The following is a 13,597-nucleotide window of genomic DNA, read 5'->3' as shown; positions in this document are numbered from 1 at the left end:
CTCGACTTGCATGTATTAGGCACGCCGCCAGCGTTCGTCCTGAGCCAGGATCAAACTCTCCATAAAAGTTTATAGATCGTTTCATTTAAGCTCATTCATCAACACTTGCGTGTTTGTTTGTGCTCCCTCAGCCGAAGCTGAGTTCGCGCGACATACTCACTCATTTGTTCAGTTTTCAAAGAACTTCGCCCTTCGCGTGTTCCGCATCGTTGTTAACGAAGAACCGCGGTGACAAGAATACATCTTACCAGCGTTGTCCCGAAAAAGCAACCCCTTTGGACAAAAAACTTTTTATCCTCCAGTAACAGCAAAAACCGGCTCCAGAAGAGCCGGTTTCGAATGCTCAGGATAAAGCTTAGATGAGGTTGGCTTGTCCACCGCTTGAGCCACCTTGAGACCATAAGCCGTTATGCGTTGTGAACGACATTCTTATTCTTCCGCGGATGAAGGCTGCGATAATACCCCCCACCGACGAGGAGCAACACGCAGACGACGATGAACGCCCACTTTCCGGCTCCGTCTGCAATGAACCAGTTATCCAGAACCGGCTCGTCCGCAACCATCTTTGCAGCCGTAAACGCAATGACCGCAGCCCCCACATAGAGAATCCACGAGAAGCGGTCGAGCAGCTTAATGAACAGCGTACTTCCCCAAACCACGATCGGGATGCTAATCAGAAGACCGATGATGACAAGACGGAAGTCATCGTGAGCGGCACCGGCTACGGCGAGGACGTTGTCGAGCCCCATGGCGGCATCCGCCAATACGATGGTCCCGACCGCCCCCCAAAGGGAGTCCTTCGCCTTGATCTCGTGGGAGTCATTACCGGTCATTAGCTTATAAGCGATAACCATGAGCAACAATCCGCCCACCAGAAGCAGCCCAGGCAGGTCAAGCAGCCAAGCTACCGCGAGCGTAGCCACGATGCGAATGACGACGGCCCCGCCCGTACCCATGAGGATGACGATTCGTTGCATTTTCTTGGGGACATTCCGTGCAGCCATTCCGATCACGATCGCATTGTCGCCGGCGAGCACCAGATCCATGAGCACGATCGAAACAAGCGCACCCAGGAACTTCATTGAAAAGATATCCATTACTCCCACTCCCTCTTAAATAAGCTTGTTGAATAAGCTCGGCAAGGACTCTTTCTCTATTAGCCGTAATTGGCGGATCTGAACATGAAAAGACGCGCCAACATAAAGAAAAGACCTTCACCGTTAAACGGCAAAGGTCTTGCTAACAACGTCAGGCGTTGCCGATAAAGCCGGGATGTCTCAAGGGCATCCGTATTGACGACTTTACCGTAACAAGCTACTCCCCTTATGCTCCCTCTATTATAGCGAGTTTCGTAGAAGGCGGTCAACGGGGAAAATCGGGCTTCTTCGCCTCTTCCATCCTCTATAGAAGCAAACCATTACTCCAACTGCTCGCGTACTTCCTTCACCGGGTTTTCCTTGCTCTTTACTTCGTTCTTGCCGCTCAGGAACCAGCCGGTGACCGCAATGATCACAAGTACGAAGTAGAACGACAGCTTCCAAGCGGTGCTGTGGGCAAACGCCTCGGAAAGGATGGCAACATCGGGGTGAGCGAGCGTCACGACAGCAAGCTTCACGCCGACCCAGCCCACGATGGCAAAGGCGGCGATCTCCAAGCCCGGACGGGAGTGCAGCAGCTTTACGAAGAAGGTTGCCGCAAACCGCATAATGACGAGGCCAAGGAATCCGCCCGTAAAGATCACGAGGAAGTGACCTCCATCCATTCCGCCAATCTTCGGCAGGTTGGTCGTGGGCAGCACAACGGCCATGGCCACCGCAGCCAGGATCGAGTCGATGGCAAAAGCGATGTCGGCTACCTCCACCTTGAAGACAGTCATCCAGAGTCCTGCCTTTTTCGCTTCTTTTTCCGGCTTCCCTTTTGATGCATCCGCAGCTTCATCGGATTTGCGCTTGCCGGCCACAACCTTCCGGACGATATGATTCACGGCAATGAACAGCAGGTAGATGGCCCCAATGGCTTGAACCTGCCAAATGTCCACCAGGAACGAGATGACGAACAGCGAAATGAAACGGAACACGAAGGCGCCAGCCAAGCCGTAGAAAAGGGCTTTCTTGCGCTCCTTCTCCGGCAGGTGCTTGACCATAATCGCCAAGACCAGCGCATTATCAGCGGCGAGCAAGCCCTCCAGTCCGACCAGCACGATGAGGACCCACAGGTACTCCAACAGAATGTCCAATCCAATCCCTCCACTAAAATAAAATGAGTTCAAAAGCTCTGCCGGCCGCTTCCCCCTGCCCCTTAGGATGACCCAATACGACGACAAAAAAGACCTTTATCGCGCGTTCGGCATGCCCAAAAACAGGGCGGAACACGGATAAAGGTCTCGCTAACACGGTGGTGTCAATAAAACCGGAGCACGTTTCGGCGCTCGTATTGACGGCTTTATTGTACAGCTACTCCCCTTTAAACGGACGACTATGCAATTGATAGCTTGTGGCAAAATCATAGAGGATTTCCATAGCCTTTGTCAATACCGATCGCTCATCCTTCGGCTTCCGAGAGAAGACGAAGGAGTTCTTCTTCGCTGTCAATCACCGGAATGCTGAGGTCGCGCGCTTTCGTAAGCTTGCTGCCGGCACTATCTCCGGCAATGACGAGATCGGTTTTCTTGGAGACGCTGCCGGTTATTTTCGCGCCCAGCCGTTCCAGTCTCCGGCCGGCCTCATCCCGGCTCATGGTCGGCAGCGTGCCGGTTAAGACGACCGTCTTGCCCGCAAAGAAACCGTCCTGTGGAACAGGCGGTGCTTCTTCCTCCATCTGCGGGCTCACGCCCAATTCCAGCATCTTGCGGATGCTCTCCTGCATGAGCGGATCAGCAAAGAAGGAAACAATGCTCTCTGCCACAATCTCTCCTACGTCCGGGAGCGCCATCAGTTCCTCCGCCGTTGCCGCCATAACTCGCTCCAGGCTGCGGAAATGCTCCGCAAGCACGGAGGTGGTCTTCTTACCTGTATTGGGAATGCCCAAGGCAAACAGGAAGGAGCCGAGGTCGCGGGTCTTGCTTTTCTCCAGAGCGGCGAGCAGATTACTCGCCTTCTTCTCGCCGAAGCGCTCAAGCGTGACCAACTGCTCCAGCGTCAGGCTGTACAACCCGGACGGATCATTCACGCCGAGCTGATCATAAAGCTGCTCGGCGGTCGCTACGCTGAATGTCTCGATGTCCATCGCATCCCGGGAAGCAAAGTGAGCGATGCGACCGATGAGCTGCGGACGGCAGCCCAGTCGATTTGAGCAGAAAATATGCGCGCCGCGCATCTCCAGCTCGGTGCCGCAAGCCGGGCAATGGGTCGGATAGGGGATCTCTTCCCCGTCCGTTTCGTCCGTTGCCTTGCCTAAAATCTCGGGAATGACATCATTGGAACGGCGAATGTACACGAGCGTGCCCAAGGCATGCTTGAGGTTTTTGCGCTCGATATCGCCGATGTTGTTCAGCGTGCAGTTCTGCACGGTAACCCCCGCCAGTTCCACCGGATCAACCTTGGCGACAGGAGTCAGCTTGCCGGTGCGGCCGACCTCCCAGCTCACCGAGCGCAGCGTTGTGGTCGCTTCCTCGGCCTCGAACTTGAAGGCAACGGCCCAGCGCGGGAATTTGTCCGTGTACCCGAGAACTTCCCTCGTGCGGAAGTCGGTTACCTTGACGACCGCGCCGTCGATCAGATAGTCCATGCCGTGGCGTGCTTCTGCGATGCGCTCGACCTGCTCGGCTACTTCCCCGATCGTATCGTAGTAATGGGTTTCCGGGTTCACCTTGAAATGGTTGGTCTTCAGGAACTCCATCATTTCCTTATGATTCGAGAACCGGACGTTGTCGGAAAATCCAACGTTGTAGATGAATGCATCCAAATGACGGGAAGCCGTCACGGAGGTGTTCAGGTTGCGCAAGGCTCCTGCTGCCGCATTGCGTGCGTTCTTGAGCGGTTCTGCTGCCGTCTTGTTGTAGTGCTCCAGAACGGACAGAAACATAATCCCTTCGCCCTGGATCTCCAGCGTACCGTCCTCATAGGGAATGGTGAGCGGGATGGAGCGAATGGTCTTCACCTGAGCCAGAATGCCCTCGCCTACCGTTCCGTTGCCGCGCGTAGCCGCTTGGACGAGCTGCCCGTCCTCATAAGTCAGGTTAAGGGTGAGGCCGTCGAACTTCAGCTCCACGACGAAGGTGGGCTCGGGAAGCGGGTCCTCCAGATGCTCCTTGTTGTACTGCGCGACGAGCTTCTCCACGCGCGCCAGCCAAGCGAGCAGCTGCTCATGGTTCTGGGCTTTGTCGAGGCTCCACAGCCGCGCCCGGTGGCGGTGCGGCTCGAAGCCGCTGAGCAGCTCGCCGCCCACCCGCCGCGTCGGTGAGGTGGGCGAGACGGTGCCGACCTGTCGTTCCAGCTCAACCAGCCGGTCGTAGAGCACGTCGTACTCCTTGTCGGACAGCTCAGGCTGATCCATGGTGTAGTACAGATGATTGTGGCGATTAATCTCGCGGATCAGCGCCTCCATCTCATTCATCGCTTCCGGGGAAAGGCCGGAATTCGGTTCGCTCACGTCCCGCTCATCCTTTCTCATGCCATAGGCTCGTTTATCTTATCCGCTGCCGGGCCTCGGCATGCGGCTGTTACAGCTTGGTGATCGGGGCAAACTTGGCGAGCAGCCGTTTGATGCCCACAGGAGCCGGGAAAGCAATCTGCAGCTCGGTGTCGTCGCCCGTTCCCTTCACGGAAGCGATCGTACCCGTTCCCCACTTGCTGTGCGTCACCTTGTCCCCGGCCTTGAAGTCGCCGGGGTTGTTGCTCGGCGCCGCCGACGCGACGGAGCGCGGACGGGGAGCCTCCGCTGAAGGCGAGGGCCGGCCAAAGGGCGAGGCCCCAGAAGCGGCGTTCCCGAAAGGACGCCCAGAGGAGCCGTAGCCTGACCCGCCACCATAGCCGCTGCCGCTCCCGTAACCGGCTGACCCGCCGCCGAAGGAACCGGCCGAGCGACCGAATCGGTCTCGCGTCGGCGAGCAGTCTTCCTTCAACTCCTCGGGTATCTCCCTCAGGAAGCGAGAGGGCGCATTCGCGTTCGTGCGGCCAAACAACGTGCGCATGCGGGCGCAGCTCAGGTACAGCGTCTCTTCCGCACGGGTGATGCCGACGTAGGCGAGACGACGCTCTTCTTCGAGCTCCTCGTTGTCGGTGAACGCCCGGCTGTGCGGGAATACTCCCTCTTCCATCCCGACGATGAAGACGCTCGGGAATTCCAGGCCTTTGGCGCTGTGCATGGTCATGAGAACGACCGCATTCTGCGGGCCTTCCTCCTTGTCCATCGTATCGATATCGGCAATCAGCGCGAGGTCCGTCAGGAAGGAAAGGAGCGATTTGTCCTCATTCCGCTTCTCAAATTCCATCGTCACCGACAGAAATTCGTCGATGTTCTCGACGCGAGACCGGGCTTCCAACGTATTCTCCTTGAGAACCTCCGCCCGGTATTGGGTAGACTCGAGGATCTTCTCGGTCAGCTCGGTCACTGAGAGGAAGTCCGCCATCTGGTGCAGGTTGCGAATCATGGTCCGGAACTCGGTCAGCGGGGTCCGCGCCCGGTTCGTGATATCAAGCAGTTCAAGATCGTCGAGCAGGGCGAACAGCGAAACACCGCGCTCGCCAGCGAACTCCGACAGCCGATCCACCGTCGTGTCTCCAATGCCCCGCTTCGGGACATTGACGATGCGCGCAAAGGAGATGTCATCGTCCGGGTTCGAGATGAGCCGGAGATAGCCGAGCAGGTCCTTGATTTCCTTGCGGTCATAGAATTTGATGCCGCCGACGATCTGGTACGGAACCTCGGATTTGATGAGGATTTCTTCAATGACCCGAGACTGGGCATTCGTGCGGTACAGGATCGCGTGATCGTTGAATTTTCCACCTTTGTCCACGTTCTCACGGATTCTCGACGTAACAAAGTAGCCTTCCTCATGCTCGGAATCGGCTTGATAGACTTGAATCTTCGCACCCCGCTCTTTGTCCGACCACAGGTTCTTCGGCTTGCGGCCCTGGTTGTTGGCAATCACGTTATTGGCGGCGTCGAGGATCGTGGACGTGGATCGGTAGTTCTGCTCCAGCTTGATCTCCGTCGTCTCCGGGTAGTCCTTCTCGAAATTCAGGATGTTCGAGATGTCCGCCCCGCGCCAGCGGTAGATGGATTGGTCACTGTCTCCGACTACACAGATGCGGTGATGACGATCCGCCAGCATCCGGCAGAGCATGTACTGCGCCCGGTTGGTGTCCTGATATTCATCCACATGAATGTACTGGAACTTGTTCTGGTAAAACTCCAGCACCTCCGGCACCTGCGTGAACAGGTCGATCGTCGTCATGATCAGGTCGTCGAAGTCGAGCGAATTGTTCGCCCTCAGCTTTCGCTGGTAGAGGCTGTATGCCTTCGCAACGACGCCTTGATAATAATCACCGATCTTCGCTTCATAGCGTTCCGGCGTGACGAGCTCGTTCTTCGCCGCGCTGATCGCCGCCTGAATCCCCTTCGGCTCGAATTTCTTGGGGTCCACATTCAGTTCCTTCAAGCAGTTGCGAATGACCGACAGCTGGTCCGTCGAGTCCAGAATGGTGAAGGAGGAGGTAAATCCGATGCGGGTGATATCCCGCCGCAGGATCCTCACGCACATCGAGTGGAACGTCGACACCCAAATATCGCGAGCCTGCGGGCCGATGAGGCTCTCCACCCTCTCGTGCATTTCACGCGCCGCTTTATTTGTAAAGGTGATGGCGAGGATGCTCCAGGGAGCCGCCTTGCCCGAGGCGATCAGGTAGCCGATGCGGTGAGTGAGCACCCGCGTCTTGCCGCTGCCCGCTCCCGCCATAATCAGGAGCGGTCCGTCCGTCGCGAGCACCGCGCGCTGCTGCTCCGGATTAAGCTTCGTGATCGCCGCTTGAATATCGTTCATCTGTACCATGAATTGTCCCTCGTTTCCTTCGTGAACCGCTCTCCCGGCACCGTTGCCAGAGCGAGCGGCAGGTTTTCGTAAATCAGGTTGCCCACGACGATGGTGTCCGCCGCCGCAAGCGCCTCACGGGCTTGCTCAGCCGAGCGGATCCCTCCGCCGTAAAAAAGACGGGCGCGGGTGAGCCGTGACTTGGCCTCTCGGACCCAGTCCATGTTGCCCCAGATCCCGCTGTATTCGACATAAAAGACAGGCATGCGAAAGAGGCGATCCGCCAGCATCCCATAAGCCGCCAGGTCGTCCGATTCAGCCGGTGCCAAAGCTCCGCTCACCCGCGCCGCCATGGAACGCGGATTCAGAATGACATACCCCTCCGGGACAACCCGTTCCCAATCGAGGAGGCGGCCGTACTCCTTGAGCGCCTTCTGATGCATCCCGGTAATCCAGTCGCCGTCCGGCGTATTCAGAACAATCGGAATGAAGTACAGATCAAAGCCAGGAACCGCTGCGTCGGCGTCAGATAGCTCCAAGGCGCAGGGCACTTCATGCCTGCGCACCCGCGCAAGCAAATCGGCTGTATTCTCATAAGTAACCCCGGAAGAACCCCCGATGACAATGGCGTCGGTTCCCGACAGGCAAACCTGTTCCAGGTCTGCATCGTTAATCCACTTGTCCGGATCGAGCTTGAAGACATGCTTCCAGGCGGTATAATCGGGCTTCACAGCATTCGTTCCTATCCCTATAGAATGGCTTGCGCATCCGGTTTCGGGACGCGCCTTCTATTCAGTCTACGGCAGGGGAGGAGTGTCGTCAATTGTTCGCCAACACGTCCGGACTCCCTCTTTTCTCCAGTATAGCCCAGGGGAATGAATGTTCGCAACAACCGCTTCCGACAGCCCACACACGCATAAAAAAGACGCCCCGCGAGGGGCGTCGGTTCGGCTCAGCCGATTCAATGGATACAGCACCGATGGGATCGCACGAAGCGATGCTGCGGCTGATTGGCCGAACGGAAGGGACATGAGGGCATCATCAGCGGGCAAACACGTGATTGCCGATCTGCACCGTCGCTGGCCGTGTACGAATCCATCGTGAGGTCGCCGTATGGGGGTTGTAATAATACAACGCCTCCTTGGTTGGGTCACTCCCCGCTAGTGCTTCGCGAGCTGCTTGATAGGCAAGCTTTCCCGGCTTGAGCTCATACTGGCCGTCCTGGACAGCCGTAAATGCACCTCGCTGGAGGATCACCTCCCGAATCGTGTCCGGAAAGCTTGGACTCTCCACCCGATTCACGATCACCGCTCCGACGGCAACTTGTCCCTCATAGGATTCGCCGCGGGCCTCCGCATGAATAATGCGAGCGAGAATATCCACTTCCCCTTCGTGAACGGCGATCACAGGCTTGTCCTTCTCCAAAGTCTGGTCCGCATCCAACGAGAAAGCCGCTTTGGAGCTTGTGGCTTTCTTAGCGGGTGGTTCCGTATCCGCGGAGGCAATGACCGCTTTCGCCTGCTTAAGCACCTTCGGGTCCTTGGCGGCGGGCTTCGGTGCAGGGTGCTTCGGCTTTTCTTGCAAAAGAGCCAAGGGCGGTCCATAGGGAATGGATCGACGAGCAGCGGCAACAGCACTGGCTGGCACCAAGGTTGAAACCGATGAAACGACACGACTATCCGCAGACGCTCCGTCGGCGGAGGACTCCGTTCTTCTCGCCTTTGAGGCCGCCTCTTCGGTTAGCAAGGGCATAAGGCCGAGTAGAAGAACGAAGGGAATAAAATAAGTCAAGGAATGAGAGCTTTTCATGCATGACCTCCTGTCAGTCCAATTCTCCCTTCGGTCAAAACCGCGGGAAAGGTGTTCTCAGGGGCAGACGCTTGAGGAAAACCCGCAGCGAATGCACCCCTTCGGCGAAAGAGAGGAGCACCGATTGTATTTTTAACCCCAATCGAGCGGACTGACACACCTCAGGAAGAAACCACCCCTTTTTTAACCATTAAGGAAGGCCCCCCAGAAGCCTCCTTCGCCTTCCTGTCTCCCCTTAGGACAGCTAGTATCCGCCATGCGGAACAAAAAGAAGGCGTCCACTCCGCGAATAGCGAACGTGAATGCCTTCTTGTCTTCATAGGAGCATACAACCCATAGGGACACGCAACGATAGACCGCTTGCTGGGAGCCGTATGCGGATCATGTTAAACCGTTACTTCGTTTCGCTGCTGTCTGCAGCGGTTTTGCCGAAGTCATAAAGTGACTGGACATCAGACTCCTTCAACGGATACGCCCAGGCCCCGCCTTCCTTGAGCAGGGTCAGCTGTTCCTCTTTGAACTTGCCGTGGAAGACCGAGTCCGTCGTCTTCCCATCCTTCTCCTCCGTCACCGTGATGGTCAGCTCCGGTGAAGAGATATCCGCCTTCTCCGCCGGAGTCGGCAGCGCCTCCGCGTACAGGGTGGTGAGCTTGTCGAGCACGGCAGAGCCCTTCTCCGCCGTCAACTCCTTGTCGTCCACCTTCCACTTGCTCTCGTAGGCCATCTTGGCCGGCTCGCTCTTGGTGAGCGTCCAGCTTTCGCCCTTCCAGGTGAGATGAACGGCCGTCACATTGTTATAGACAGAGTCGATGGCCTGCGTGTTCACGAAAGACAGCGTGGAGCTCTCCAGCGACTGAAGCGAGGTATCGCTCACCTCGTACACCTTCGGATCTCCCTCCACCAGTACGTAAGTAGTCCCGCTAATCGGCAGCGGCTTGCCAACGAGGAGCTTGTGTACGGTTCCATCCGCAAGCGTAGCCGTGAACGTGGATACCGGCTCGGTGAGTCCGTACGGAGCGAGGTCGCTTGGCGCCTCATCGACGATAGACTCATAGGTCAAGAGCGCAAAGCTGCTCGCCCAGTTCTCGGCTCCGTAGGAATTGAGCGGATACGCCTCCGGCTTGCTCATGCTCCATGCCTGGTCCTTCTTCGCGAGCACAATGTCATCCGTCTTGGTGTGTATGGCGATTCCGCTTACGTCGTCCCCTTTTATCTCCATGAGCACCTTCGCTTCGGTCTCGCCGGCGGCTCCGCTTTTCAGGAGGTCCTTTTCCGACACATACCAGAAGCCGACGATGCAGACGAGGACGAGCAGAAGCGTGGGCACAAGGCGCTTCATCCTTTTCTCCTCCTCCACCAAACCAGCCCGCCTGCGAGAAGGAACAAGGCCGGAATGACGATGATCGTCGTGACGAAGATGGTGTTGCTCTGACGAGAGGTCAGGTAGACCTGCTGCATCTGGGCTTCCTCACGGGGGCGAATGGTGAGCGAGGATTTTTCTTCGTGCAGCCAGCCGATGCTGTTGAGTGCAAAATCCTTGTTTGCCTGTTCGGACAGGTATTGGTTATCGACAAACAGCCCGTTGCCGACCACGATCGCCTTCGGCTTGCTGTCCTTGTCCTGAACCGCATAGGCGAGCGCGACCGGCCCTTCGATATCGCCAGTGGATTTCTCAATGTCGCTTTGCGTCAGCTGCTTGGTCAGAAGCTCGGACAGGTTTGTCTTGGCGTAGCCGCTGCTCGTCGTTCCGAGCAGCTCGGAGACGCTGAACCCGGTCGAGCCAACATCGGACTGAAGGCCGATGGAAGCCGGCATGACGGTGACGCGATCGGCGCTTTGCAGCTTTTCCGTGATTTCATGGGTGGTATAGTCCGGGATGATCGTCAGCGGATCGCTGCTGAGCGAGCTGTTCTTTTCCACCGCCAGCGCCTTCGTGTTCTTGACGCCGACCTGGGCGAGAATCGCATCCCAGTTCTTCCAGCCATCCATCTCCGCTGACAACCCGAGGGTAACAAACAGCTTGCCGTTGCCTTTGACGTAGGCTTCCACCAGCTTCGCTTCCGCGGCGGACAGGTCCTGCTGCGGCGACAGGATGAACAGCGTCTCGGCATCGTCCGGAATCTTGCCGTCCTTGACGAGATTCAAATCTGCCACCGTGTAATTCTCGCTTTCAAGGGCGGAGACGAAGGAAGAAGCATTCGAGACAGTCTGCTCGCCGTGTCCGGTCAGGAAGTAGCCCTTGTGCGAGCTGTTCGAGGTGAGGCTCATGATTGCCTGGGTGAACTTCTCCTCCCCGGTAAAGTTGTAGGTGGTTTGGTCGGAGCCGTAGCCAAACAGATCGTTGTAGAGCACGACCTTCTTTTTGTCGCCTACCTCGAAGACGACCGTTCCGTATTGGCTGATCTCATACTGCTCCGCGAGCGCCGGTTTCTTCTTCGGGTCGACCTCCTGGAAGGTAATCTTCTTGTTCTGGCGGCTGTAGTCCGTGAGCAGATCGCTCACCTGCCGGTTGTAATATTCCTGGCTCGAATTGGTGAAGGCAATGACGTTCACCTTTTGGTCCAGGTTTTTCAATACCGTAGTGGTCTGATCGGAGAGGGTAAACTTCTTCGTCGCCGTCAAGTCCCACTGAAGCCCCTTAGCGGAATGAAGGAAGACGGTGAGCAGGATGAAAATCCCGATGACCGCCGCCGACAGCACGATGGCGTTGGTGCCTCTGATCCATTTCTTCACGACAATCCCTCCTTATCTCCAGCGCTTGCGTTCCAGCGATTGGACGCTGAGAACGACGAAGACGAAAATGAACGAAGCATAGAAAACGATATCGGTCCAGTCGAGCAGACCGCTCTGCAAGTTGACCGTTCGTGCCGAAATGGAGAACAGCTCCAGCCAATCGGCTCCGGCCGGCAGCATGCTTCCGCTCAGCCATTGGATCATCCAGAGCACGAGCAGCATGGCGAAGCCGGCAATGCCGGCGACCATCTGATGAGAGCTCAGGGTCGAAGCGAACAGCCCCACCGCCATCATCGCCGCCCCCAGCAGGAACAGGCTCAAGTACGAGAGCCACATGACCGGCAGGTCAAGCGAGCCGAAGCGGGACAGGATGAGCGGATAGACGAGAGCGCCTGCAACCAGAATGAATTGGAGCAGAACGGCGGCCAGGTACTTGCCGACGACGATCTCGGTCACGCTGGCCGGGGAGGTGAGCAGAAGCTCATCGGTACCCTGCCGCAGCTCATCGGAGATGAGACGCATCGTGAGCAGCGGAATCACGAACAGGTACACGACCATGAAATTGCTGAACAGCGGGCGGATGTCCACGGTCTGGTTGCCGAGGAAATCCATGCTGAAGAAGAAGCCGCTCACGAGAAAGTAGAACGCGAACGCGACGTACGCCGTCGGAGAGAAAAAGTACATCTGCAGCTCCTTGCGGCAGATGGCCAAAGTCTTACGCACGGTCATCCTCTCCTTTCTCGGGGTTCGTCGGTTCGGTCGCCTTCGGAAGGATCGGCGCTTCTTGCAGGTCTTCTGCAGTGACGGATTCCTCGGCGGCTTCATCGGTCGTCAGCCTGAGGAAGACATCCTCCAGGCTGAGGGAGACCTTCTGCATTTCGAGGATGGGCGCACCGATGGCGGCGAGCCGGTAGAACAGCTCTTCACGCACGTCGGTTTGATCGGCGGAGGTCACCTTCACCCGGAGGATGGAAGCGCCCTCAACTTTATTGGTAGGGGAAACGGTCAATGCCTTGCCATCATGGGAGGGGGCATCGTCAGGATCGGCGATGGAGACGGCTTGCTCATCGATATCGGATTCGATCGCACCGGGCATGTTGGGCACCCCGGCGGCAGCCGCTTCCGCCGATTCCTCAGCCTGTACAATGGACACGTCCGCCACCTTCGGAATGGAAGCGAGTGCTTCTCGCACGGCGTCCTTCGGTCCGCGCACCTCGAGGTTGACCTCAAAGCGGTCGGCTAGCGCTCCGGCGAGCTCATCCGGCTTGCCGTCACTGACGATTTTTCCTTGGTGGATGATCAACACGCGGTTGCAGATGCTGTTGACTTCGGGAAGGATGTGGGTGCTAAGCAGCACGGTGTGCTTTTCCCCGAGCTCACGAATGAGCTTGCGGATTTCGATGATCTGCTTCGGGTCCAGCCCCGATGTCGGTTCGTCGAGCACAAGCAGGTCCGGCTCATGCAGGATGGCCTGCGCCAAGCCAAGCCGTTGCTTGTAGCCCTTGGACAGCCCGCGGATGACTTGGCCCTCGCGACCGATCAGCCCCAGCATGTCCATGACCTCTCCGAGCCGCTTCTTCTGGCCGCGAATCGGAATGTCTCGCAGATCGGCGACAAACTTCAAATAGTCGCGGACCCGCATGTCCAGATAGAGAGGCGGCGTTTCGGGCAAATACCCGATTTTGCGGCGCACCTGCTTCGGCTGATCCGCCATCGACACGCCGTCGATGAGAATCGAGCCCCGGGTTGGATTGAGGTAGCCTGTGATCATGCGCATGGTCGTCGTTTTTCCGGCACCATTCGGTCCAAGGAATCCGACGATCTCTCCCCGGTTCATGGAGAAGTCGATCTCCTCCACTCCGCGGCGGTTCGTGTACAGCTTGCTTACCTTTTTTACCTCAAGCAAGACCGTTTCCCCCTTCGTCTCATTTCAAAGCGTCCCGCTCCTCGGAAGACGCTCGCAGGAGGGGACCTTGTTCACTATAGGCAAGCGAGAATAAACCAGGATTAAAAGGACCTGAAGGCAAGCTTAAAAATAATTGTCCAAAATGTGAACATGCAAAAGCGGTGAAATCAAGTTGCACT

At 57.2% G+C, this 13,597-nt stretch carries 10 protein-coding genes and 1 rRNA gene; all 11 read right to left on the bottom strand.

Annotated elements, in window-relative coordinates; translation table 11 throughout:
• Positions 1-66, bottom strand: a 16S ribosomal RNA gene (locus AAFN83_RS18140); the annotation flags it as partial.
• 341 nt (positions 67-407) lie between these two features.
• Positions 408-1,097, bottom strand: a complete 690-nt coding sequence (locus AAFN83_RS18135) for a TerC family protein (protein WP_347771936.1) — start codon at positions 1,095-1,097, stop codon at positions 408-410.
• Between the two features lie 320 nt (positions 1,098-1,417).
• On the bottom strand, positions 1,418-2,242 hold the full coding sequence (locus AAFN83_RS18130; RefSeq protein WP_347771946.1) for a TerC family protein: 825 nt from the start codon (positions 2,240-2,242) through the stop codon (positions 1,418-1,420).
• 299 nt (positions 2,243-2,541) lie between these two features.
• Positions 2,542-4,554 (bottom strand): NAD-dependent DNA ligase LigA, encoded by a 2,013-nt coding sequence (ligA, locus tag AAFN83_RS18125; protein WP_347771944.1) that lies wholly within the window; start codon positions 4,552-4,554, stop codon positions 2,542-2,544.
• 106 nt (positions 4,555-4,660) lie between these two features.
• Entirely contained in the window at positions 4,661-6,991 is a 2,331-nt protein-coding gene (gene pcrA, locus AAFN83_RS18120) for a DNA helicase PcrA (RefSeq protein WP_347771934.1), read from the bottom strand.
• Entirely contained in the window at positions 6,979-7,701 is a 723-nt protein-coding gene (gene pcrB, locus AAFN83_RS18115; RefSeq protein WP_347771932.1) for a heptaprenylglyceryl phosphate synthase, read from the bottom strand. The genes pcrA and pcrB overlap by 13 nt, the downstream gene beginning before the upstream one ends.
• Before the next feature lie 310 nt (positions 7,702-8,011).
• Positions 8,012-8,779 (bottom strand): cell wall hydrolase, encoded by a 768-nt coding sequence (locus tag AAFN83_RS18110; RefSeq protein WP_347771930.1) that lies wholly within the window; start codon positions 8,777-8,779, stop codon positions 8,012-8,014.
• Positions 8,780-9,173: 394 nt separating this feature from the next.
• On the bottom strand, positions 9,174-10,118 hold the full coding sequence (locus AAFN83_RS18105) for a DUF4340 domain-containing protein (RefSeq protein WP_347771928.1): 945 nt from the start codon (positions 10,116-10,118) through the stop codon (positions 9,174-9,176).
• The gene (locus tag AAFN83_RS18100) at positions 10,115-11,512 is read right to left on the bottom strand and encodes a GldG family protein (protein WP_347771927.1); all 1,398 of its coding nucleotides are present in this window, start codon (positions 11,510-11,512) and stop codon (positions 10,115-10,117) included. Before AAFN83_RS18100 ends, AAFN83_RS18105 begins: the two co-directional genes overlap by 4 nt.
• A 12-nt stretch (positions 11,513-11,524) precedes the next feature.
• On the bottom strand, positions 11,525-12,235 hold the full coding sequence (locus tag AAFN83_RS18095; protein WP_347771925.1) for an ABC transporter permease: 711 nt from the start codon (positions 12,233-12,235) through the stop codon (positions 11,525-11,527).
• Positions 12,228-13,418: an ABC transporter ATP-binding protein gene (locus AAFN83_RS18090; protein ID WP_347771923.1), complete on the bottom strand. Its 1,191-nt coding sequence runs from the start codon at positions 13,416-13,418 to the stop codon at positions 12,228-12,230. Before AAFN83_RS18090 ends, AAFN83_RS18095 begins: the two co-directional genes overlap by 8 nt.
• Positions 13,419-13,597 lie beyond the last annotated feature (179 nt).

Source organism: Gorillibacterium sp. CAU 1737 (assembly GCF_039888655.1).
GTDB lineage: Bacteria > Bacillota > Bacilli > Paenibacillales > NBRC-103111 > Gorillibacterium.
The sequence above is the reverse complement of the archived record's forward strand: the minus strand, read 5'-3'. Positions and strand labels throughout refer to the sequence as shown.